The sequence below is a fragment of the Streptomyces sp. NPDC046303 genome, from assembly GCF_055588085.1.
The window spans coordinates 195,516-216,143 of the sequence record NZ_JBVJFA010000011.1 but is presented as its reverse complement, the minus strand read 5'-3'; the positions used below and the strand labels follow the sequence as shown (position 1 = coordinate 216,143).

The window sequence follows — 20,628 nt, the reverse complement described above, 5'->3', positions numbered from 1 at the left end:
GGGGAGTGGAGTGTGTTTTCTTGGGGGGGGTGTTTTTTTTTTTTTTTTTTTTCCCCCCCCCCCCCCCCCCCGGGGCCGTTTCGCCGGCGCTGCGCGGTCGTGACGCCGCCCGCCGCGTCGAGGGCCCGCCTTGCTCATGCCGCCCCGGTGATGTGGCCGGCGCGGCGGCGCAGCCCCGCCGCCACCAGGAGGGCCGTTGCGAGGACGATCGCCGCGTCGATCGCGAGGACCGTGCGGACCCCGTCGAAGAGCGCGGCCTGGGTCGTCGCCAGTACGCCGAGGAGCGGGATGCCGATGGTCAGGCCGACCTGCTGGGTGGTGGTGACCAGGCCGGTCGCCAGGCCCTGTTCCCCGTCGGGCACGCCGCTCGTCACCACCAGGCCGTACGAGACGATCGCGCCGAGGTGGCACATGCTGGCCAGCGAGACGGCCACGGTCGCCGCCACGGCGCCCGAGTCCGCGCCCGCACCGAGCAGCGCGGCGGTCAGTACGCCCTGGCCGGCCAGCGAGGCGACCAGCGTGCGGCGGGCGCCGAAGCGGCCGATGACCCGCGGGGCGTACGAACCGGCCACCACGGAGGCCACGCCCTGGATGCCGAACACCAGGCCGGTGCGGAAGGACGACAGGCCGAGCGTGTCCTGGAGGTAGAGGGTGAGGACGAAGATGACCGTCGACATCATCGAGAACGTCACCAGGCCGCCCACATTGCCCCAGGCGACCGTACGCCGCCCCAGCATCGGCAAGGAGACCAGCGGGGCCGGGGACTTGGACTCCACCACCACGAACGCGGAGAGCAGGGCGAGTCCGGCGAGCAGCGTGCCCCACACGTCCGCGCCGCCGAAGCCGCGCTGGGCCGCCGTCGACAGGGCGTAGATCAGCGCGAGCAGACCGCCGGTGACGGTGACCGCGCCGGGCACGTCCAGCCGCGGCCGCTCGGGCGTACGCGACTCCGGCAGCAGCCCCGGCGCGAGGAGCAGCACGACCACCGAGGCGACCGCGAGCAGGCCCATGGTGGAGCGCCAGCCCAGGGTGTCGGTCATGACACCGCCGAGCAGCATGCCCACGGTGAAGCCGAGGGAGAGCAGGGTGCCGGAGATGCCGAGCGCCTTGTCGCGCAGCGGGCCCTCCGGGAAGGTCGTGGTCAGCAGGGACATCCCGGTCGGCACGATGACCGCCGCGCCCAGGCCCTGCAGCGCCCGCCCGGCCAGGAAGGACGCCGGGTCCCAGGCGACGGTGGCGAGCAGCGAGGCCGCGCCGAAGACCGCGAGGCCGGTCAGGAACAGCTTCTTGCGGCCGAACAGGTCCGCGATCCGGCCGAACAGGAGCAGGAAGCCGCCGGACGGCAGCGCGAACGCTGTGACCGCCCACTGGAGGCCGGACCGGCTCAGCCCCAGGTCCTCGCCGAGCGCCGGCAGTGCCACGTTGAGTACGGAGAAGTCGAGCGCCACCATGAACTGGGCGGCGCAGAGTACGAAGAGGACCAGTCGGGCCCGGCCCGACAGCTGGGTGGTGGTGGTCCCGGGATCCCCGGGAAGCTGTGTGTTGATCGCCATGGCCATCACCCTCGCGGCCCGGGAATGCCCGTGCAGAGTGGGAACTTATCCTGGTGGCAGTACTACCAGGCAGCCGACCAGGGGGATTTCGTGGCCACACCGTCCGACGAGCACCGCCGGGCCGAACTGCGCGAGTTCCTCATGAGCAGACGGGCCCGCGTCACCCCGGCCGAGGCGGGCCTGCCGGACGGCGGCGCCCGCCGCCGCACCCCCGGCCTGCGCCGGGAAGAGGTCGCGGTGCTCGCCGGAGTCGGGGCGTCCTGGTACCAGTGGCTGGAACAGGGCCGCGACATCACGGTGTCCGCGCAGGTACTGGACGCGGTGGGCCGGGTGCTGAAGCTCACCAGCGCCGAACGGCGGCACCTGTACGTACTCGCCGGGCTCAATCCGCCCGCCCTCGAAGTCGCCCCCGGCCACCGGGACATGTGTCAGGGCCTGCGCCGGCTGATCGACGCGTGGATGCCGTTCCCCGCGCACATCATGGACCGGTACTGGAACACGGTGATGTACAACGACGCGGCCGCGCTGGTCTTCGGCATGCGCCCGGAGATCGTGCAGAACTGCCTGATCGCCTTCTTCACCGACCCCATCTACCGGGCCCGCTCCCCGCAGTGGGAGCAGGTCGCCTGCCAGGTGGTGGCCCAGTTCCGGGCGGCCTGCTCGGAACACCCCCACGACGAGGGGTTCCGGGCCGTGGTCGAGGAGGCGTGCGAGCTGAGCGCGGAGTTCGCCGGCTTGTGGGAGCGGCGGGACGTCGAGCCCGGCGGGCAGCTCCAGAAGCAGGTGGAGCATCCGGTCGTCGGCAGGCTGTCCGTGGAGTCCACGCAGCTGCGCGTCCCGGCCCGCCCCGACCTGGCCATCGTGCTGCACACGCCGCTGCCGGGCACCGAGACGGCGGAGAAGCTGGAGTGGCTGACCTCGCCGGAGGGCCGGCGGGGGTCGATGTACCCCCTCGCCGGCTGACGACGACGTACGTCCGGGCCGGTCAGCGCACCGCGCGGCGCCACGTGGGCCGGCCGGGGGCCGCGGCCGCCGTGGTCGTGTGGAGCTGCGCGTCCAGGCCCACGACCGCCATCGTCGAGCCCGCCGGTTCGACCACGGCCGCCGGGGCGCCCGCGTACAGCATCCCGGACTCCGTCCAGGCGGGCGGGCCGCCCAGGCCCGTCGTGCCGATGGTGCCGCTGTCCGCGCGGCCCGAGAGGTGGCGGCCCGCGACGCCGACCGCGCCGTAACCGGCCCGGCCGCCCGCCTCGGAGACGCTGGAGACCTGGGGCTTGTCCGGGCCCGCCGTGACCAGGGCGGAGCGCACGACTCCCGAGTCCGGGCGGCGGAAGTACAGCCGGACGCCCGCGCCGTCCGGGACCGCCGACAGCGGGACCGTCGTGGCGGGCAGGCCCGTCGGCTGCGGTCCGACCAGGGGGGCGCCCGGGGCGGCCTGGGTCCAGGCCAGCACGGAGTTCGTGGTGGTCGCGTACACGTGGCGGCGCCCGGCGGAGTCGACGGCCGTGACCGGGTCGCTCTGCAGGTCCTCGCCGCCCAGCCGCCGCCAGGGGGAGAAGCCGCCGTCCGGCTGCTGGGCGGTGGCGCGCAGGGTGCGGCGGGAGTCGCGCAGGTAGACGGTGAGCCGGCCCTCCGCGTCCACGGCGGCGGCCGGTGCGCTGATCGACGAGGTGCCGTCCTCGTCGGCCCGCTCGGGGGTGCCGAGCGACTGCCAGGGCCCGAACGGCCCGTCGGGCGCGGACTGGACGGCGTACACGACCTCGCGCCGGTAGTCCTCGGGCCGTGCGCCGAACAGGGTGCGGGTGGCGAGGACCGCGATCCGCCCGTCCGGCAGGCGGGCGGTGGTCGCCCCCGGGTCGATGCCGGTGCCCGGGAGGAGGGACGGGCCCGCCCAGTCGCCGCCGGGGGTCCGCGTCCAGTACGCGGTCTGCCCGTCCAGCGTGGCGAACGCCCAGAGCCTGCCGGGCGTGCCCTCGACCAGCCAGGAGGTGTGGTCGGCGCGGGTGTAGCGCAGCGACTGGGCCCAGTTGCGGCCGGTCGGGTTGCCCGCGACCTTGCGGTCCCCGCAGCCGGAGGGGGACCCGCAGTAGTCCTTGCGGTCCTGCCAGGCGTACGTCCGCAGGAAGCCGGTCTTCGTCTCGGCGGTCTGCGGGTCCAGCGCGTGCGGGAGGGTGCTGTTGTGGTAGCCGAGGTAGCTCTGGACCGAGAACCGCGGGCGGTCCGTGTACTGCGCGGCGTAGGCGGCCGACGCGGCCTGCACGAAGCGTGCGCCGTACATGTGGTCCTGGTGGTCGGTGTACCGGCCGGTCTCCCCGTACCGGCCCGGCGTCGGGTCCTGCATGCGTATCGTCGTCGGCTTGTAGCGCGCCAGGACGCCGGCTATCGCCTGTATCAGCTGGTCCTTCGTGTACGTGAACTGCTGCTTGACCGGGGTGCCGGAGGTCAGCTGGGCGCCCAGCGCCGGTATTCGCCCGTTCCACAGGCCGCGCAGGCTGTCCGGGTTGTCGGCGGCGGTGCTGCGGGCCTCGCGCAGCTGGAACCAGACCAGGTTCACGTGCGGCTTGGCCATGAGGATGTCGAGCTCGGCCTGGCCGCCGCCCGCGGTGGGTATGACGGTGCGCTTCCACGCGCTGGTCCGGTCGCCGGTGGCCATCTGCGCGTAGGCGGAGCGGATGCCGTTCTGCCGGGCCTCCGCGTAGTGGGTGCGGTCGGCGGGCTGCTCCGGGTCCCGGACGCTCGCGCCGCGGGCCTCGTTGCGGCCGTCGGCCTCGCCGGAGGTGAGGTAGGCGGTGGTGACGGGGACCCCGGTCAGCAGCGAGCGGCTGAGGTCGGGGTTCATGAAGAACAGGTCGTCATCGGGGTGCGCGACGACCTGGACGACCGACCCGGCCGTGACGCTCGCGGGCAGGAGGGAGGCGGCGCTCTTCTCCTGGGTGGCCTCGGCCGATGTCTGCTGGCCGGAGGCGACGGCGAGCACACCGGTGGTACCGGCGGTGAGCACACCGAGCAGAGCCGCGAAGCGGCGGCGGGTCATGGGCATCGGGCACGCCTAGGGTCGATCGTCCGGGCGGGAAAACCGCTGAGCAGTCAGAGAGAGGCCATTACGGGGAACTTGGTTCACCGGTTTCGGCGATGACTCCTGCTTTCCGGAAATGACCGGACGTGATTGTGCCCTGTGGAGATTTTGATCCGGATATGTGACCGAGATGTGGACGCTGTTCGTCCGCGCCTTGGATCAACCGGCGCACCCATGTGGGGTGTTAGTCGCCGATTGCTGCGTTTTACGAGACTTGCCGCTTATGTCCGGATGGTCGGTGGGGTGCGGGGCGCGCTAGGGGCCCGTGTTGCGCGGGCCCACCGGCTGCCACGGCGCCAGGTGAGCGTCCGGCGCGTCTGCCGACGAGGTCACGTACAGCCGTGCGTCGAGCCCCACCACGGCCAGGCTGACCAGGTTCTTTCCCGTCATCGTCGAGGACGGGGCGCCGACGAACATCAGCGGCGACCGCTCCCACGGCCGGCCCCATCCGACGTCCGAACCCAGCTGTCCGCCCGCCGCCCGGCCCGCCAGGACGTGCCCGCTCGCCGTCACCGAGCCGAAGCCCTTGAGGCCGCCGAGGTCGGTGAGATTGTTCACTTTCAACTCGCCGTCACCCGTCATGAGGGCGGTACGGACGTTGCCGGAGCCGGGCTTGCGGAACCACAGCCGCACCCCGCCCTCGCGGCCCGCCGCGGTCACCGGGAGCGTGGTCTCCGGCAGCCCGGTGGCGGTGACCGGGCCCAGGGGCGCGCCCGGCTTCGGCTGCACCCAGCCCACCACCGTCTTGGAGGTCGCCGAGAACACCATGCGCCGCCCGGCGCCGTCGGTCGCGGTGGCCGGGGTGCCGTGCAGGTCGGAGCCGCCGTACTTCTCCCACGGGCCCCAGCTGCCGTCCGCCTGCTGCACCCTGCCGCGCAGGGTGTACGCGCCGTCGCGCACGTACGCGGCCAGCTGCCCGGTGCCGTCGACCGAGACGGCCGGGGCGCTGATGTCGGAGGTCCAGTTCTCGTCGGCGGCCTCCGGAGTGCCGAGCGACTGCCACGCGCCGAACTCCTCGGAGCCGGGGGTCTTCTGGACCGCGTACACGACCTCGCGCCGGTAGTCCGCGGGCTTCGCGCCGAAGGAGGTGCGGGTGCCGAAGGCGGCGATCCGGCCGTCCCGCAGGGTAACGGTGGACACACCCGGGTCCATGCCGGTGCCGGGCAGCAGGTTCGGGCCGCTCCAGCGGCCGATCGGGCCCGGCCGGTGCCAGACGGCGACCTGGCCGTCGAGCACCTTGAAGGCCCACAGCCCGTGCTCCGCGTCGGAGGCCAGCCAGGAGGTGCTGGTGCCGCGGGCGTAGTTGATGGAGTCCGACCAGCGGTTGCCCGCCGGGTGGTCGGCGACCTTGAGGTCGCCGCAGCCGGCGTCGCTGCCGCAGTGGTTCTGCTGGTCGAGCCAGGCATAGGTGTCCAGGATGTCCAGCTTCTCCTTGGCCTCGTCCGGGTCCAGGGCGCTGGGCAGGGAGCCGTTGAAGTAGCCGAGGTAGTTCTGCAGCACGAAGTGCGGGCGGTCCTTGACGTCCTTCGCGTACGCGGCGGTGGCCAGTTGCACGAAGCGGGCGCCGTAGAAGTGGTCCTGGTGGTCGGTGTAGCGCTTGGTGTCGGGGTGCCGGCCGGGGGTGGGGTCCTGGGAGCGGACGGTGGTCGGCTTGTACTGCTCCAGGATGCCGACCAGGGTCTGGACGACCTGCTCCTTCGTGTACGTGAACCCCTGCTTGACGGGGGTTCCGGAGGCGAGCATCGACCCCAGGCGGGGGACCTTGCCGTCCCACAGGCCGTGCAGGCTGTCGGGGACGTCGGCGTAGACGTTGCCGGCCTCGCGCAGCTGCAGCCAGACCAGGTGGACCTGGGGCTTGGCGACGAGGACGTCGACCTCGGCGTGGCCGCCGCCCTTGGTCGGGACGACGGTGCGCTTCCAGGCGCTGCCGCGGTCGCCGGTGGCCATCTTGGCGTAGGCGGCGCGGATGCCGTTCTGGCGGGCCTCGGCGTAGGCGGGCTTGTTGGGCGCGGTGCCGGCCTGCTTGGCGGAGCGGGCGTTGATGCCGTCGGCTTCACCGGAGGTCAGGTAGACGGAGGTGACGGGCAGTCCGGCGGATATGGAATAGCGCAGGTCCGGATTCATGAAGTAAAGATCGTCATCGGGATGCGCGATGATCTGGAGCACCCGGCCCGGGTCCGGCGCGTCGGCGGGGGCCGCGGGGGCGGTGGCCCTGCTGTCGGGGACCACGGGGGTGGCCAGTCGCTCGAGGGCCTCGCTGCCGCGGAACATGAGCATGCTGCCGGCGGCGGCGGCCGCGCAGACGGCGACGACCTTGACGAGGGCCTCCGGCCGGGTGGGGGAGGAGGGCTTGGCGGGGGCCGTTGCCGTGCCGCGGGCCGAGCCGGGGGCGCGGGTCCTCGCCTGGCGGCGGCCGCGTCTGCCTTCCGGCGCGGCGGGGGCGGTGGCGGGCGAGCCCGCGCCGGGCGAACCAGTGGGGGCGGGAGCTCCGGCCGGGTTGGGGGACCCGGTGCGGCGGCGGCCGTGCGTTTCCGATGAGGTGGGCGAGCCAGCGGGGGCGGGGGCTCCGGCCGGGTTGGGGGACCCGCTGCGGCGGCGGCCGTGCGTTTCCGATGAGGCGGGCGAGCCAGCTGGGGCGGGGGCTCCGGCCGGGTTGGGGGACCCGGTGCGGCGGCGGCCGTGCTTGGTCTCCGGTGCGGCGGGGGCCTTCGTGTGCGTGGCCCGGCCGCCGGTACGTTCGGCTTCGCGAGCCATCCGCGCGGACTTGCGGCCACCGCGCCGGACATCCGGCTGCGGGGCCTCGGCCGTGGGGGCGGGGTGAGCAGTGGCCGCGGGCGAAGTCGGCGGAGCCTCGGTCGGGCTGGCCGGGTGCCATGCGGTCGCGGGCGCAGCCTCGGGCGCGTGGGCCGGTTGTTGTGCGGCTGCGGGCGGAGTCGGCACGGCCTCGGTCGGGTGGGACGGGTGCCATGCGGTCGCGGGCGCAGCCTCGGTGGGGTGGGCCGGGTGCCATGAGGCCGCGGGCGGGGCCTCGGGCGCGTGGGCCGGGTGCCATGCGGCTGCGGGCGGAGCCGGCACGGCCTCGGTCGGGTGGGACGGGTGCCATGCGGTCGCGGGCGCAGCCTCGGTGGGGTGGGCCGGGTGCCACGCGGCTGCGGGCCGGGCCTCGGTGGCGTGGGCGGAGTGCCGTGCGGCTGCGGGCGAAGTCGGCGCAGGCCCGGCCGGGTGGGCCGGACGCCACGCGGCTGCGGGCGGAGTCGGCGAAGCCTCGGTCGTGTGGGGCGGGTGCCACGCGGCTGCGGGCGGAGCCTCGGGCGCGTGAGCGGAGTGCCACGCGGCTGCGGGCGGAGCCTCGGGTGCGTGGGCGGAGTGCCATGCGGCTGGGGGCGGAGTCGGCGCAGCCTTGGTCGGGTGGGTTGGGTGCCATGGCGCCGGAGGCGGGGTGGGCGGGGCCTCCGCCCCCGGTATGGGTTCCGGGCCGGGCCAGGCGGAGCCGGGGTAGGGGCGTCCGTCGGACATGAGGCTCCTCGCGGCCGGTCGGCGGGGAGTGAGCCCCATCACGTCATAAGTCTTCGGATAATCCGATAATCGCCCTCATGGTACGTGCCGGTGGGGCGAGCACCTGCTCCGGTGGGCGGGCAACGCAAGGGACGTACCGCGTGGTCCGGCCGCGCCGGGCAGCGCCGTGACCCGGTGAACCTCGCCGGTCACCGCGCTAGGCTCAGCCACAGGTACGCCAGCGCAGCGGCGGCGGCGGCAGTGGCAGCGACGACCGCGGGAGGCGGCGGGATGACAGTCCCGGGACGCAGGAGCAGCACCTTCATCCGGCTGCTCCGCAGCGGGTTCACCGACCCCTCGGCCGCCGCCCGGCTGCTGGACGCCGACGCGCTGGCTTCCGTACGCGCCGATCCCGTGCTCCTCGACGCCCTCGGCGCCACCGCCGACCCCGACCTCGCCCTGCTCGGGCTCGTCCGGCTCGCCGAGGCGCAGCCGCCCGAGGAACTGTCCCTGCTCCTCGACACCCTGGTCAGCGCCAAGCCGCTGCGCGACCGCCTGCTCGGTGTGCTCGGCGCCTCCGAGGCGCTCGGCGACCACCTCGCCCGCCACCCCCGCGACTGGCACGCCCTCGTCACCTACGAGGCCGCCGACCTGCACCCCGGGCTCCCCGAGTTCGAACGCGGCCTCGCCGACGCCCACGACCCCGTCGGCCTGCGCGTCGCCTACCGCCGCTGCCTGCTCTCCATCGCCGCCCGCGACGTCTGCGGCACCATAGACATCGCCCAGACCGCCGCCGAGCTCGCCGACCTCGCCACCGCCACCCTCCGCGCGGCCCTGCGCATCGCGAGCGCCGCCGCCCCCCAGGACGCCGCCCAGTGCCGCCTCGCCGTCATCGCGATGGGCAAGTGCGGCGGCAACGAGCTGAACTACGTGTCCGACGTCGACGTCATCTTCGTCGGCGAGGCCGCCGCCGGAACCGACGAGGGCAAGGGCGTCCAGGCCGCCACCCGCCTGGCCTCCCACCTCATGCGGATCTGCTCGGAGACCACCGTCGAAGGCACCATCTGGCCCGTCGACGCCAACCTCCGCCCCGAGGGCAGGAACGGTCCGCTCGTCCGGACCCTCTCCTCCCACCTGGCCTACTACCAGCGCTGGGCCAAGACCTGGGAGTTCCAGGCCCTTCTCAAGGCCCGCGCCGTCGCCGGGGATCCCGACCTCGGCGCGCAGTACATCCAGGCCATAAGCCCCCTGGTCTGGCAGGCCGCCGAGCGCGAGAACTTCGTCGCCGACGTCCAGAAGATGCGCCGCCGCGTCGTCGACAACATCCCCGTCGCCCACGTCGACCGCGAGCTGAAGCTCGGTCCCGGCGGCCTGCGCGACGTCGAGTTCGCCGTCCAGCTGCTCCAGCTCGTCCACGGCCGCAGCGACCACACCCTGCACTCCGGCACCACCCTCGACGCCCTGCACGCCCTCGCCTCCGGCGGCTACGTCGGCCGCGCCGACGCCGCCCAGCTGCACGACGCGTACCGCTTCCTGCGCACCATGGAGCACCGCATCCAGCTGTACCGGCTGCGCCGCACCCACCTCGTCCCCGAGGACGAGCAGGACCTGCGGCGCCTGGGCCGCTCCATGGGCCTGCGCACCGAACCCGTCGCCGAACTCACCAAGGCCTGGCGCCGTCACGCCTCCGTCGTGCGCCGCCTGCACGAGAAGCTCTTCTACCGGCCGCTCCTCGACGCCGTCGCCCAGCTCGCCCCGGGCGAGACCCGGCTCTCCCCGCGCGCCGCCGGACAGCGCCTCGAAGCCCTCGGGTACCACGACCCGGCCGCGGCCCTGCGTCACCTCGAAGCCCTCGCCTCCGGCGTCACCCGCAAGGCCGCCATCCAGCGCACCCTGCTGCCGGTCATGCTCGGCTGGTTCGCCGACTCCGCCGACCCCGACGCCGGCCTGCTGAACTTCCGCAAGGTGTCCGACGCCCTCGGCAAGACCCCTTGGTACCTGCGGCTGCTGCGCGACGAGGGGGCCGCCGCCGAAAACCTCGCCCGCGTGCTGTCCGCCGGCCGCCTCGCCCCCGACCTGCTGATGCGCGCCCCCGAGGCCGTCGCCCTGCTCGGCGACCCCGAAGGGCTCCAGCCCCGCACCCACGAGGCCTTGGAGCAGGAGGTCCTCGCCGCCGTCGGCCGCGCCGATACCCCCGAGGCCGCCGTCGCCGCCGCCCGCGGGGTCCGCCGCCGCGAGCTCTTCCGTACCGCCGCCGCCGACATCATCCGCTCGTACGGTACGGAGGACAGCCCGGCCGAGGAGGACCACGGGGCCCTCGTCGACCTGGTCGGCGGGGCCGTCTCCGACCTCACCGCGGCCACCGTCGCGGGCGCCCTGCGCGCCGCCGTCGGGTCCCAATGGGGCGACACCCTGCCCACCCGTTTCGCGGTCATCGGCGTCGGCCGTTTCGGCGGCCACGAACTGGGCTACGGCTCCGACGCCGACGTCCTGTTCGTCCACGAACCCCGCGAGGGCGTCGACGAGCAGGAAGCCGCCAAGGCCGCCCAGACCGTCATCGCCGAGATGCGCCGCCTGCTCCAACTGCCCACCGCCGACCCGCCGCTGCTCATCGACGCCGACCTGCGCCCCGAGGGCCGCTCCGGCCCGCTCGTGCGCACCCTGGCCTCGTACGCCGCGTACTACCGGCGCTGGGCGCTGACCTGGGAGAGCCAGGCCCTGCTGCGTGCGGAACCGGTCGCGGGCGACGCCGACCTGGGCCGGCGCTTCATCGACCTGATCGACCCGCTGCGCTACCCGGTGGAGGGCCTCGGCGAGGACGCCGTACGGGAGATCCGCCGGCTCAAGGCCCGGATGGAATCGGAGCGGCTGCCGCGCGGCGCCGACCCGACCCTGCACACCAAACTCGGCCGCGGCGGCCTCAGCGACGTCGAGTGGACCGTCCAGCTGATCCAGATGCAGCACGCCTGGGCCGAGCCGGGCCTGCGTACGACCCGCACCCGCCGGGCCCTGGCCGCCGCGCAGGCGGCCGGGCTGATCCCGACCGAGGAGGCGCAGATCCTGGACGAGGCCTGGGTGCTGGCCACCCGCGTGCGCAACGCGGTGATGCTGGTCCGCGGCCGCGCCGGGGACACCTTCCCCTCCGAAGCCCGGGAACTGGCGGCGGTGGGCCGCTACCTCGGCTACGCGGAGGGGACGGTCGGCGAGATGCTGGACGACTACCGGCGCATCACGCGCCGGGCCCGCGCGGTCGTGGACGAGCTGTTCTACGGGGCGTAGCCACGCAGGGCAGGACCTCGCCGCCGACCCCTGTGCGGCGGCGAGGTCCTTGTACGCGGGGCCGCGGGGCCGCGGGGCCGCGGGTCCCAGGGCCTACGGGATGGGCTTGTCGTAGTACTTGTCCTGGTCGGAGTCGTAGACCTGGGTGCCCTGGGCGTCGTAGCCCTTGATCCGCGGCGCCTTGGTGACGGCCCGCTCCAGCATGCCGGTGGCGGCGAACCAGCCGCGGTCGACGGCGGCTTCGACCGTGGCGCCCCCGTAGCTGACGGTGACCTTGGCGATGCGGGCGTCGACGGTGCCGATGCTGCCCCAGCGGTAGGGCAGCTTCCAGGGGCCCTCGGTGCTCAGGCGCTGGAGGTAGAGCTTGCCCGCGTTCATGTCGGGGAAGACGGGCCCGGCCCCGGGCTCCGACGCCGTGCCGCCCATCGAGATGTTCACGCCGTTCGCCTGCCCGTCCTTGATGCTGCAGATGATCCGGGTGAGCACCGGAGCGTCCCTGACGGCGACGATGTACCGGCCGTCGCCCGGGGAGTTGTCGTTGCCGGTGCTGCGGTGCGCGAGCAGGATCCGGTAGTCGGCGGCCTTGCCCAGGTCGTTCCGCGGGGAACCCGGCCCGTTGGTGCGGGCGAAGTCGGAGGCCAGGCACTGCTCCAGCCCCGTGGCCGCGTCCTTCATGGTGATGCCGTCGGCGAGCTGCCCGGGGGTCGCCGGAGCGGCCGGCCCGGCGGGCGGCGCGGGCGACTGCGGCCGCGCGCTCGATGTCGGGCCGCCACCCGCGACGGACACGTGGGCCGAGGGCCCGCCGCCGTCGGTCCGCGTGAGGGCCATGGCCGTGACCGGTACGACGGCCAGCGCGACCAGGGCCGCACCCGCCACGGCCAGCCTGCGCCGCCGCTGCTCCAGGCGGCCCTGGCGGACGATCGCCTGGTAGGGGGCGGGAGCGGGCCGCACGCCCGTCGCGCCCTGAGCGATCCGCACCCGCAGGTCGGACTCGAAACCACCCTGCCCGTCCTGCCTGACCCGCCCGTCCTGCCCGTCCTGCCCGTCCCGACCCTGCCCGTCGCGTCCCGTCCGCTCGTCGTCTCGCCCGTTCACCGGAGCGCCCCCGCATTCGTCTCGTTCGTGGTGGTGACCTGTCCCAGCCCGGGCCAGGCGCGCAGTTTCGCCAGGGCCTTGGACGCCTGGCTCTTGACGGTGCCGGGCGAGCAGCCCAGGACGTCGGCGGTCTCCGCTTCGGAGAGGTCCTCCCAATACCGCATGACCACGACCGCCCGCTGCCGGGCGGGCAGTTGGGCCAGCGCCTCCATCAGCACGCTGCGCTCGTCGGCCCACGCCACGGCGTTGTCGCGCACCGAGGTGTCCGGCACGGCGTCGGTCAGCCGCTCGGCGACCCGGCGCTTGCGGAACCGGTCGCTGTTGCACGTGACCAGCATCCGGCGCACGTACGCCTCGGGACTGTCCATGCGCGACACGCGCCGCCACGACCGGTACGCCTTCGCGAGCGCGCTCTGGGTCACGTCCTCCGCATCGTGCGGATCGCCGGTCAGCAGGTACGCGGTCCGCACCAGATGACTCCAGCGCGCGGCCACGAACGACTGGAAATGAGCTTCTTGCTCGGCCTGCATCGGCACCCCCTTCGCCCCCTTGACCACCATCCGCTCGGATTCGGTTGCCCGGCGCCGGAAATGGCAGTGATACGGCTACTCGATGACCGCGGTGGCTTCGACCTCGACCAGGAGGTCGGGTTCCCCCAGTGCCGCCACGCCCAGGAGCGTGATCGGCTTGACCGGATCGATGCCGAGCTTCGCCGCCGCCCGGCCCACGCCCTCACCCAGCAGCGGCATCTTCTCGGGGCTCCAGTCGACGACGTAGATGGTCAGCTTCGCCACGTCGTCGAAGGAGCCGCCGACCCCGGCCAGAGCGGTGGCCACGTTGAGATAGCACTGCTCGACCTGGGCGGCGAAGTCTCCGTCGCCCACGGGCCGGCCGTCGGCGTCGCGGGCGACCTGCCCCGCCAGGAACACCAGCTTCGATCCGGTGGCGACCGACAGCTGCCGGTAGACCTCGGGCTTCGGCAACCCCTCGGGATTGACCAGCGTGACGGACATGAACGGCCTCTTCCTCTTGGCGTGGGAGCAGCAGGATCAGCGCCCATGAAAGCATAGCGATGCTATGTATTGTGGAGCCATGGCGAGGACGAAAGATCCAGCGGTCCGCTCCCTGCTGCTCGGCCGGGCCGCACACATGCTGCGGACGAGGCAGCCGGTCACCCTCCGCACCCTGGTCGCCGGAACCGGGGTGTCGACGATGGCCGTCTACACCTACTTCGGCGGTATGGACGGCCTGTGGAAGGCGTTGCGGCAAGAAGGCTTCACGCGCCTGGCCGCCCGACTGGCAGGCGTCAAAACGTCTGCGGACCCGGTACGAGACCTCGCCGCCCTGGGCGCCGCCTACCTGGCCAACGCCTTGGAGAATCCCGATCTCTACCGCGTCATGTTCGACGCGGGCTTCGACCTCGAAGACACCGGCGCCGCGGACGAAACCCTGGACCGCCTCGTCCGTGCCATCGAACGGGCCAAGGCGAACGGCCGCTTCCGTGACGAGGTCGATCCGCTGGAACTGGCCACCCAAAGCTGGACCATCGGCCACGGACTCGCCTCACTCGTGGCCACGGGCCCCCTGTCGCAGCAGGCACTCACGTACGGCGTGCCCATGCTGGCCGCACTGTTCACCAGCGCAGGAGACGAACCCGGCCGATGTCGCCAGTCGGTCGAGCGCGGCTGGGGTCTCTAAGCGGCTTCGGGTCGGGCCGCTGTGGCTGTGGCTGTGGCGCAGGCGGCGCAGTGGCCCGGGGAGGAGGCGCGGAAGGCGCGTTCGCAGCCGTCGCAGGTCTGGAACGGGTGAACCTGCCGGTCTGGGGGACGTGGGCCCGACGGACGCTCCGCGAGAAGGGGCGGCCGGAGCGCCGTGAGCCGGTGGGCCAGGAACGCGGCGGGCGAGCGGATCGGCTCCGCCGGGAGGCAGCCCGCCAGGGTGCCGCTGACGGCGGCGGGGCTCAGGCCGCACTCCAGCCAGCCGGCGACGCTGGGCGCGAGCCGCGCCACGTCACGTTCCGAGAGCAGCAGCCGGGGGTCGCGCAGGCGGAGGCGGGCGAGCAGGTCGGCAGCCTCCTCGTGGTCCCCAGGGGCGGCCCGAGGGGTGGGCGGCGGCGCCGGTTCGGGGTCGGGGTCCGGTTCGGGAACCGCCGGTTCAGGGGCCTGTTCGAGGTGCTCCGGCGCGTGTCCGTCCAGCCGCCGCATGGCGGGCGGGTTGTTGTACGACACCGTCCGGGTGACCACCCGCCCGGACGGAAGCCGCTCCCGGGTGCGTGACAGGTAGCCGTGCGCTTCCAGTTCGCGCAGGGCCGAGGCGATGCGCGTCTCCCCCTCGGCGAACCGCTCCGACAAGGCCTTGATGGACACCTTGGCGCCGGTGGGCAGGGACTGGATGTGCGTGGACAGACCGATCGCGGTCAAGCTCAGCTCTCGGTGCTGGGCGAGGTGGTTGCCGATGACGACGAAGCGCTCGCGGTGGCGGCGGTTGTCGTGCCCGACACCCATCGTGGGAAGGTCATGCGGAGCGCGCAAGGGCGCGCTAAGGTGCTGCTCAGCCACGGGAAGCTCCTAACTTCCTCAGCGGTGAGGCCCTCGGCCGGGATTGCCGTCCCGTCGGGGGCCGTTCGCGTTTATAGGGTTGTCGAGGCTGAGCCTGCATCCTCAACCGGCATATGCGCCAGCCAGGTTGGCCGCATTCACCCGACCGGGTGAGCGGGCCGGGTTTGGTTGGGAAGGGTCATTTCCCTAGGTCTTCACAGCGGTTTACGTCGTGCCGAACCGCCCCACGGCCCACCGGAACGCGGAAACCCAGACCCGGTGATCCGGGTGCCGGCAGCGCGATTTCCGCCCAGACCGTTTTCAGCGGTACGGGGCCGAGGGTGATCCCCCACTTGTCGGCGAGTGCCCCGACGAGGATCAAGCCCCGGCCGGATTCCGCCGCGAGGGCGGGGATTTCCGCGCTGGACGGGGGCGCGCACTCGCTGCGGGTGTCGCTCACCTCGATACGGAGCGTGGTGCCGGTGACGGCGATCTGCAGCCGGAACCCCCGCCCGGGGACGCGTCCGTGCGTGACGGCGTTGTTCGCGAGCTCGGCGACCACAAGGGCGGCATCAGCGAACGGAAGCCCCCAGTCCGCCAGTTGGGCGGCAGCGAGCTGCCGTGCGGAGCGGGCGCCGTGCGGGGTGGCGGGGAGGGTGGCGACGAAGGCGATTTCCTGATTCACGTGACTCAGCGTGGCGAGCCGTGCGTAACCTGAACAGGGCTGAGGCCGCCGTGTACGGCGGCTGTCCCAGGGTGTCCAGCCCTGTCCCGCCTGTCCCTCGGAGGTGGAAATGAACGCAGACGGCGCCGAAGAGTCGAGCGAATCGAGTGAGTCGAGTTGGGAACTGGATCCGGAGGATGAATCAGGGGCGGTTATCGCCACCGTCGGCCGCCAGTTGAAAATGTGGCGGGAGGCCGCCGGGCTTGATCGCGTGAAGTTCGGTGCGCGCATGGGTTACGGCCAGAACCTGATCTACAAGATCGAGCGCGGCACCCGAATCCCGCGCCCGGAGTTCTTGGACAAGGCGGACGAGATCCTCGCGGCGGGCGGCAAAATCGCCGCGATGAAGGACGACGTGGAGAAGGCCCGTCATCCCAAGAAGGTGCGCGCTCTGGCCAAGTTGGAGTCCGAGACGGTTGAGCTGGGCGCGTACGGGAACCACAGCCTGCACGGTCTGCTCCAGACCGAGGAGTACGCGCGTGCGCTGTACGAGATGCGGCGGCCGGCCTTCTCACCGGACGAGGTGGACCGGTACGTCGCCGCCCGCGTGGCGCGGCAGAAGATGTTCCACCGGCAGCCGTCACCGGCGCTGACCTTCGTGCTGGAGCAGGTCACGTTGGAGCGAACGATCGGGGGACGGGACGTACTCCGCAGGCAGTTGGAGCACCTGCTCGACATCGGACGACTGCGCAACGTCGAGATCCAGGTGATGCCGACGGACTGCGAGGATCACGCCGGGATGGCGGGCGACATCCAGGTGCTGAAATTGAAGGACGGCTCGACGGTCGGATACGTCGAGGCGCAGCTGATGAGCCGCCAGATCACCGACGCCAAGGACATCCAGATCCTCGAACTGCGGTATGGGATCATCCGTTCACAGGCCCTCAGCCCACGGCAGTCGAGAGCCTTCATCGAGAAAGTGCTGGGAGAGACATGAGCATCAAGCCCTCGGTCGGCGACCTTTCCGCACTGGAGTGGGTCAAGAGCAGCTACAGCGCCAGCAACAGCAACGACTGCGTCGAAGTCGCCTGGACGAAGAGCAGCTACAGCGCCAGCGACAGCAACGAGTGCGTCGAGGTCGCGGTGGTGCCCGAGGCGGTCCTGGTGCGGGACTCCAAGGACGTGGACGGCGGCCGGCTGGCCGTGGGCCCCGACGCCTGGACCGGCTTCGTGCGGTACGCCGCAGGCTGACGCCCGCCCGTCCCGAAGGAGCAGAGCCGTGCCCGCTGCCGACACCGTCCTCGCCGGAGCCCGCGTCCGGACCCTCGACCCCGGCCGGCCCGAGGCTCGGGCGGTCGCGGTGCGCGGCGGGCTGGTCGTCGCCGTGGGGGACGAGGCCGACGTACGGGACTGGCGCGGCCCCGGCACCGAGGTGGTCGACCTCGGGGGCGCCACCCTCACCCCCGGCCTCACCGACGCGCACAGCCATCCCGTCTGGGGCATCGAGATGGCCACCGGCACCGACCTCTCCGGCGTACGGGACCCCGAGCAGCTGCGGGCCGCCCTGCGCGGCGCCGAGCGCACCGGCGGCTGGGTCGTCGGCCACGGCCTCGACCACAACGCCTTCGGTGGACAGCCCGTCGACCGCGCCCTGATCGAGGACGTCCTCGACGGCGCCCCGGCCTTCCTGCGCCTGTACGACGGCCACTCCGCCCTCGCCAGCGGTGCGGCCCTGGCCGCCGCCGGGATCACCGGCCCCCGCACCTTCGCCCAGCGCTCCGCCGTCGTCTGCGACGCGGCCGGCCGTCCCACCGGGCACCTCGTCGAGCACGCCGCGATGGCGCTGGTCGGAGCCCTGCTCCCCCAGCCCACCCCCGCCGAACGCCGCACGCGGCTCGTCGCCCTCCTCGACGCCATGGCGGCCACCGGCCTGACCGGCGCCCACGTCATGGACCTCGGCGACGGAGACGTACCGGCGCTCCTCGCAACCGTCGAGTACGAGGGCCACCTGCCCCTGCGGCTGCGCCTGGCCCCCTGGTGCATGCCGGGGGCCGACGACGAGGAACTCGCCGGGCTGATCGAGCTCCAGGGCCTCGCCGGCCGCCACTGGCAGGTCGGCGGCGTCAAGTTCTTCATGGACGGCACCGTCGAGGGCGGCACCGCCTGGCTGGAGCACGCCGACTGCCACGGCCAGGGCACCGACGCCTTCTGGCCCGACCCGCGGGCCTACGCCCGCGCCGTACGGATCCTGGACGCGGCCGGGGTGCGCACCGCCACCCACGCCATCGGCGACGCGGCGGTCCGCCACGTCCTCGACACCGTCGCCGCGCTCGGCGGGCAGGCCCGGATGCGGCACCGGATCGAACACATCGAGACCGTGCCCGACGACCAGCTCAAGCGGTTCGCGGAACTCGGCGTCATCGCCTCGATGCAGCCCCCGCACACCGCGTACACCCGCGCCGACCACACCGACGAGTGGTCCAGGCGGCTGGGGGAGGACCGGGCCGGGCGCGCCTGGCGCTGCCGGGACCTGCGGGACGCGGGAGCCGTCCTCGCGCTCGGCTCCGACTGGCCGGTCGCCCCGTACGACGCCCGCCGGGTCCTCGTCACCGCCCGCAGCCCTCTCGGCGCGGCAGCGGCCGGACCCGCCCTGACGGGGCTGATGGCACTGGAGGGCATGACCTCGCACGCGGCGCTCGCGGCGGGGGAGCAGGAGGTGGCGGGCCGGATCGCGGTCGGGGCGCGGGCGGATCTGACGGCCTTCGCCCTCGACCCGGTCACGGCCGGGGTGGACGAGCTGGCCGAGGCCCCGGTCCGCCTCACGATGTCCGGCGGGCGGATCACCCACCGGGGGAGCGGGAGCTAGGCCCGCCGGAAACGGTTCAACAGCTCCGCGGCCGGGTGCGGACCCGTGTGCAGGGGGTGGCGCGGCAGCCGGTGCGGGAGCGAGCCGAACCAGGCCCGCGAGGCGGTGTAGCCGAAGGCCAGGCAGAGCAGGCCGCCCACGGCGTCGAGCCAGAAGTGGTTGGCGGTGGCCACGATCACGACGAGGGTCGCCGCCGGGTAGAGCAGGCCCAGGATCCGGGCCCAGGGGGCCGTGGCGACCGCGAAGATCGTCAGCCCGCACCAGAGCGACCACCCTATGTGCATGGACGGCATCGCAGCGTACTGGTTCGACATGTTCTTGAGGTTCCCGGAGGCCATGGAGCCCCAGGTGTGGTGGACCAGCACGGTGTCGACGAAGTTCTGCCCGTTCATCAGCCGGGGCGGCGCCAGCGGGTAGAGGTAGTAGCCGACCAGGGCGACGCCCGTGGTGGCGAAGAGCACCAGGCGGGTGGCCGCGTAACGGCCGGGATGGAAACGGTAGATCCACACGAGCACGCCGATGGTCACGATGAAGTGCAGCGTGGCGTAGTAGTAGTTCATGCCCACGATCAGCCACGTCACGGAGTTCACCGCGTGGTTGACCGTCTGCTCCACGGCGATGCCCAGGGCCCGCTCGGCGTTCCAGATCCAGTCGGCGTTCGCGAGGGCGGCCGCCTTCTGCTCGGGCACGGCGTTGCGGATCAGCGAGTACGTCCAGTAGCTGACCGCGATGAGCAGGATCTCGAACCAGATCCGCGGCCGGCGCGGACTGCGCAACCGGGTCAGCAGGGAGCGCTCGGACCCCGCCCGGACCCCGCTCTCGGTCACGACGGGTGACAAGACGTCCGTGCTGGCGGTGCCCCCGGCAGTGGCTGGGGGAGTTTCCAGTGTCTTCACGCTCGCTTCACCCATGGGGAGAGAGTCTGCCAGATACGATCTCGCCTCCGATCATCCCTCGGGACGGTCTTCGGCGCCTGCGCTCCGACCTACGGACGACTACGGACGACTACGGACGACCACGGCCCCGAGCCTGCCCGGGGCCGGAGGCGGTGGAGCCCCGGACCACCAGCTCGGGCAGGAAGACGAACTCGCTGTGCGGGGCGGGCGTACCGCCGATCTCCTCCAGCAGCGTACGGACGGCCGCCTGCCCCATGGCCTGCACCGGCTGCCGGATGGTGGTGAGCGGCGGATCGGTGAACGCTATGAGCGGGGAGTCGTCGAAGCCGACCACCGACACGTCCTGGGGCACCCGCAGGCCTTGCTGGCGGGCGGCCCGGATCGCGCCGAGCGCCATCATGTCGCTCGCGCACACCACCGCCGTGCAGCCCCGCGCGATCAGCGCGGCCGCGGCCGCCTGGCCGCCTTCCAGGGAGTACAGGGAGTGCTGGATCAGCTCCTCGGTCTCGGCCTCGTCGAGCCCGAGCCGCTCCTTCATCCCGAGCCGGAAGCCCTCGATCTTGCGGACCACCGGCACGAAGCGCTTCGGTCCGACGGCGAGCCCGATCCGGGTGTGCCCCAGTGCCGTCAGGTGCGTGACCGCGAGCTGCATCGCCGCACGGTCGTCGGGGGAGACGAAGGGCGCCTGCACCTTGTCGGAGAACCCGTTGATCAGGACGTACGGGACGCCCTGGCCGCGCAGTTGGTCGTAGCGGCCCATGTCGGCGGTGGTGTCGGCGTGCAGGCCGGAGACGAAGATGATGCCGGAGACCCCGCGGTCGACGAGCATCTCGGTCAGCTCGTCCTCGGTGGATCCGCCGGGCGTCTGCGTGGCGAGCACGGGCGTGTAGCCCTGCCGGGTCAGCGCCTGCCCGATGACCTGGGCGAGCGCCGGGAAGATGGGGTTGTCCAGCTCGGGGGTTATCAGCCCGACGAGGCCCGCGCTGCGCTGGCGCAGCCGGACCGGCCGTTCGTAGCCGAGCACGTCGAGCGCGGCCAGCACGGACTCACGGGTGCCGGCGGCCACACCGGGCTTGCCGTTGAGCACGCGGCTGACTGTGGCTTCGCTGACCCCCGCCTGGGCTGCGATGTCGGCTAGCCGTGCGGTCACGGGATTGGACTGTACCG

The 20,628-nt window shown here is 73.1% G+C and carries 16 protein-coding genes; 6 read left to right on the top strand and 10 right to left on the bottom strand.

What is annotated here, in order from left to right:
* Positions 1-134 precede the first annotated feature (134 nt).
* Entirely contained in the window at positions 135-1,553 is a 1,419-nt protein-coding gene (locus tag ACZ6I1_RS14750) for an MFS transporter (RefSeq protein WP_469287049.1), read from the bottom strand.
* Positions 1,554-1,694: 141 nt separating this feature from the next.
* On the opposite strand from ACZ6I1_RS14750, the gene ACZ6I1_RS14745 reads away from it, so the two are divergent.
* Positions 1,695-2,516, top strand: a complete 822-nt coding sequence (locus ACZ6I1_RS14745) for a helix-turn-helix transcriptional regulator (protein WP_469287074.1) — start codon at positions 1,695-1,697, stop codon at positions 2,514-2,516.
* Positions 2,517-2,538: 22 nt separating this feature from the next.
* Here ACZ6I1_RS14745 and ACZ6I1_RS14740 read toward each other — a convergent pair whose 3' ends face one another.
* Positions 2,539-4,593, bottom strand: coding sequence for a PIG-L family deacetylase (locus tag ACZ6I1_RS14740; RefSeq protein ID WP_469287047.1), 2,055 nt, complete (start codon positions 4,591-4,593; stop codon positions 2,539-2,541).
* Between the two features lie 291 nt (positions 4,594-4,884).
* Positions 4,885-7,383 carry a PIG-L family deacetylase gene (locus ACZ6I1_RS14735; RefSeq protein ID WP_469287045.1) on the bottom strand — a complete coding sequence of 833 codons (2,499 nt, stop codon included), beginning with the start codon at positions 7,381-7,383 and terminating at the stop codon, positions 4,885-4,887.
* 1,032 nt (positions 7,384-8,415) lie between these two features.
* Between ACZ6I1_RS14735 and ACZ6I1_RS14730 the strand changes: the two genes are divergently transcribed.
* The gene (locus ACZ6I1_RS14730; protein WP_469287043.1) at positions 8,416-11,403 is read left to right on the top strand and encodes a bifunctional [glutamine synthetase] adenylyltransferase/[glutamine synthetase]-adenylyl-L-tyrosine phosphorylase; all 2,988 of its coding nucleotides are present in this window, start codon (positions 8,416-8,418) and stop codon (positions 11,401-11,403) included.
* A 93-nt stretch (positions 11,404-11,496) separates the two neighbouring features.
* Here ACZ6I1_RS14730 and ACZ6I1_RS14725 read toward each other — a convergent pair whose 3' ends face one another.
* The 3 genes from ACZ6I1_RS14725 to ACZ6I1_RS14715 all read right to left on the bottom strand — a co-directional run bounded on the left by ACZ6I1_RS14725 (position 11,497) and on the right by ACZ6I1_RS14715 (position 13,511).
* A complete protein-coding gene (locus ACZ6I1_RS14725; protein ID WP_469287041.1) occupies positions 11,497-12,498 on the bottom strand; it encodes a hypothetical protein in 1,002 nt (333 codons plus the stop codon).
* Positions 12,495-13,028 carry a SigE family RNA polymerase sigma factor gene (locus tag ACZ6I1_RS14720; protein WP_469287039.1) on the bottom strand — a complete coding sequence of 178 codons (534 nt, stop codon included), beginning with the start codon at positions 13,026-13,028 and terminating at the stop codon, positions 12,495-12,497. The genes ACZ6I1_RS14725 and ACZ6I1_RS14720 overlap by 4 nt, the downstream gene beginning before the upstream one ends.
* Positions 13,029-13,103: 75 nt before the next feature.
* Positions 13,104-13,511: a RidA family protein gene (locus ACZ6I1_RS14715; RefSeq protein ID WP_469287037.1), complete on the bottom strand. Its 408-nt coding sequence runs from the start codon at positions 13,509-13,511 to the stop codon at positions 13,104-13,106.
* 79 nt (positions 13,512-13,590) lie between these two features.
* Here ACZ6I1_RS14715 and ACZ6I1_RS14710 point away from each other — a divergent pair, with 79 nt between their 5' ends.
* Complete coding sequence (locus tag ACZ6I1_RS14710) at positions 13,591-14,196, top strand: TetR/AcrR family transcriptional regulator (protein WP_469287035.1); 606 nt, start codon at positions 13,591-13,593, stop codon at positions 14,194-14,196.
* Here the strand turns inward: ACZ6I1_RS14710 and ACZ6I1_RS14705 are convergent.
* Both ACZ6I1_RS14705 and ACZ6I1_RS14700 read right to left on the bottom strand, forming a co-directional pair.
* Positions 14,193-15,002 carry a helix-turn-helix domain-containing protein gene (locus ACZ6I1_RS14705; RefSeq protein ID WP_469287033.1) on the bottom strand — a complete coding sequence of 270 codons (810 nt, stop codon included), beginning with the start codon at positions 15,000-15,002 and terminating at the stop codon, positions 14,193-14,195. The two genes, ACZ6I1_RS14710 and ACZ6I1_RS14705, sit on opposite strands and share 4 nt — an antisense overlap.
* Before the next feature lie 232 nt (positions 15,003-15,234).
* Positions 15,235-15,720 (bottom strand): ATP-binding protein, encoded by a 486-nt coding sequence (locus ACZ6I1_RS14700; RefSeq protein WP_469287031.1) that lies wholly within the window; start codon positions 15,718-15,720, stop codon positions 15,235-15,237.
* Positions 15,721-15,829: 109 nt separating this feature from the next.
* Between ACZ6I1_RS14700 and ACZ6I1_RS14695 the strand changes: the two genes are divergently transcribed.
* Genes ACZ6I1_RS14695 through ACZ6I1_RS14685 form a run of 3 tightly spaced genes read left to right on the top strand, consistent with a single transcriptional unit; the run spans position 15,830 to position 18,565 of the window.
* Complete coding sequence (locus tag ACZ6I1_RS14695) at positions 15,830-16,696, top strand: helix-turn-helix domain-containing protein (RefSeq protein WP_469287029.1); 867 nt, start codon at positions 15,830-15,832, stop codon at positions 16,694-16,696.
* Entirely contained in the window at positions 16,693-16,950 is a 258-nt protein-coding gene (locus ACZ6I1_RS14690) for a DUF397 domain-containing protein (protein WP_469287028.1), read from the top strand. Before ACZ6I1_RS14695 ends, ACZ6I1_RS14690 begins: the two co-directional genes overlap by 4 nt.
* 28 nt (positions 16,951-16,978) lie before the next feature.
* Positions 16,979-18,565, top strand: a complete 1,587-nt coding sequence (locus ACZ6I1_RS14685) for an amidohydrolase (protein WP_469287026.1) — start codon at positions 16,979-16,981, stop codon at positions 18,563-18,565.
* Here ACZ6I1_RS14685 and ACZ6I1_RS14680 read toward each other — a convergent pair.
* Both ACZ6I1_RS14680 and ACZ6I1_RS14675 read right to left on the bottom strand, forming a co-directional pair.
* Positions 18,562-19,476 (bottom strand): phosphatase PAP2 family protein, encoded by a 915-nt coding sequence (locus tag ACZ6I1_RS14680; RefSeq protein WP_469287023.1) that lies wholly within the window; start codon positions 19,474-19,476, stop codon positions 18,562-18,564. The two genes, ACZ6I1_RS14685 and ACZ6I1_RS14680, sit on opposite strands and share 4 nt — an antisense overlap.
* 94 nt (positions 19,477-19,570) lie before the next feature.
* Positions 19,571-20,611: a LacI family DNA-binding transcriptional regulator gene (locus ACZ6I1_RS14675; protein WP_469287021.1), complete on the bottom strand. Its 1,041-nt coding sequence runs from the start codon at positions 20,609-20,611 to the stop codon at positions 19,571-19,573.
* Positions 20,612-20,628 lie beyond the last annotated feature (17 nt).

What these genes read in the sequence shown, in the direction of transcription:
- ACZ6I1_RS14750 (WP_469287049.1), bottom strand. Translation starts at nt 1,553, where the DNA reads ATGGCGATCAACACACAGCTTCCCGGGGATCCCGGGACCACCACCACC.
- ACZ6I1_RS14745 (WP_469287074.1), top strand. Translation starts at nt 1,695, where the DNA reads ATGAGCAGACGGGCCCGCGTCACCCCGGCCGAGGCGGGCCTGCCGGAC.
- ACZ6I1_RS14740 (WP_469287047.1), bottom strand. Translation starts at nt 4,593, where the DNA reads ATGCCCATGACCCGCCGCCGCTTCGCGGCTCTGCTCGGTGTGCTCACC.
- ACZ6I1_RS14735 (WP_469287045.1), bottom strand. Translation starts at nt 7,383, where the DNA reads ATGGCTCGCGAAGCCGAACGTACCGGCGGCCGGGCCACGCACACGAAG.
- ACZ6I1_RS14730 (WP_469287043.1), top strand. Translation starts at nt 8,416, where the DNA reads ATGACAGTCCCGGGACGCAGGAGCAGCACCTTCATCCGGCTGCTCCGC.
- ACZ6I1_RS14720 (WP_469287039.1), bottom strand. Translation starts at nt 13,028, where the DNA reads ATGCAGGCCGAGCAAGAAGCTCATTTCCAGTCGTTCGTGGCCGCGCGC.
- ACZ6I1_RS14715 (WP_469287037.1), bottom strand. Translation starts at nt 13,511, where the DNA reads ATGTCCGTCACGCTGGTCAATCCCGAGGGGTTGCCGAAGCCCGAGGTC.
- ACZ6I1_RS14710 (WP_469287035.1), top strand. Translation starts at nt 13,591, where the DNA reads ATGGCGAGGACGAAAGATCCAGCGGTCCGCTCCCTGCTGCTCGGCCGG.
- ACZ6I1_RS14705 (WP_469287033.1), bottom strand. Translation starts at nt 15,002, where the DNA reads ATGGGTGTCGGGCACGACAACCGCCGCCACCGCGAGCGCTTCGTCGTC.
- ACZ6I1_RS14695 (WP_469287029.1), top strand. Translation starts at nt 15,830, where the DNA reads ATGAACGCAGACGGCGCCGAAGAGTCGAGCGAATCGAGTGAGTCGAGT.
- ACZ6I1_RS14690 (WP_469287028.1), top strand. Translation starts at nt 16,693, where the DNA reads ATGAGCATCAAGCCCTCGGTCGGCGACCTTTCCGCACTGGAGTGGGTC.
- ACZ6I1_RS14680 (WP_469287023.1), bottom strand. Translation starts at nt 19,476, where the DNA reads ATGGGTGAAGCGAGCGTGAAGACACTGGAAACTCCCCCAGCCACTGCC.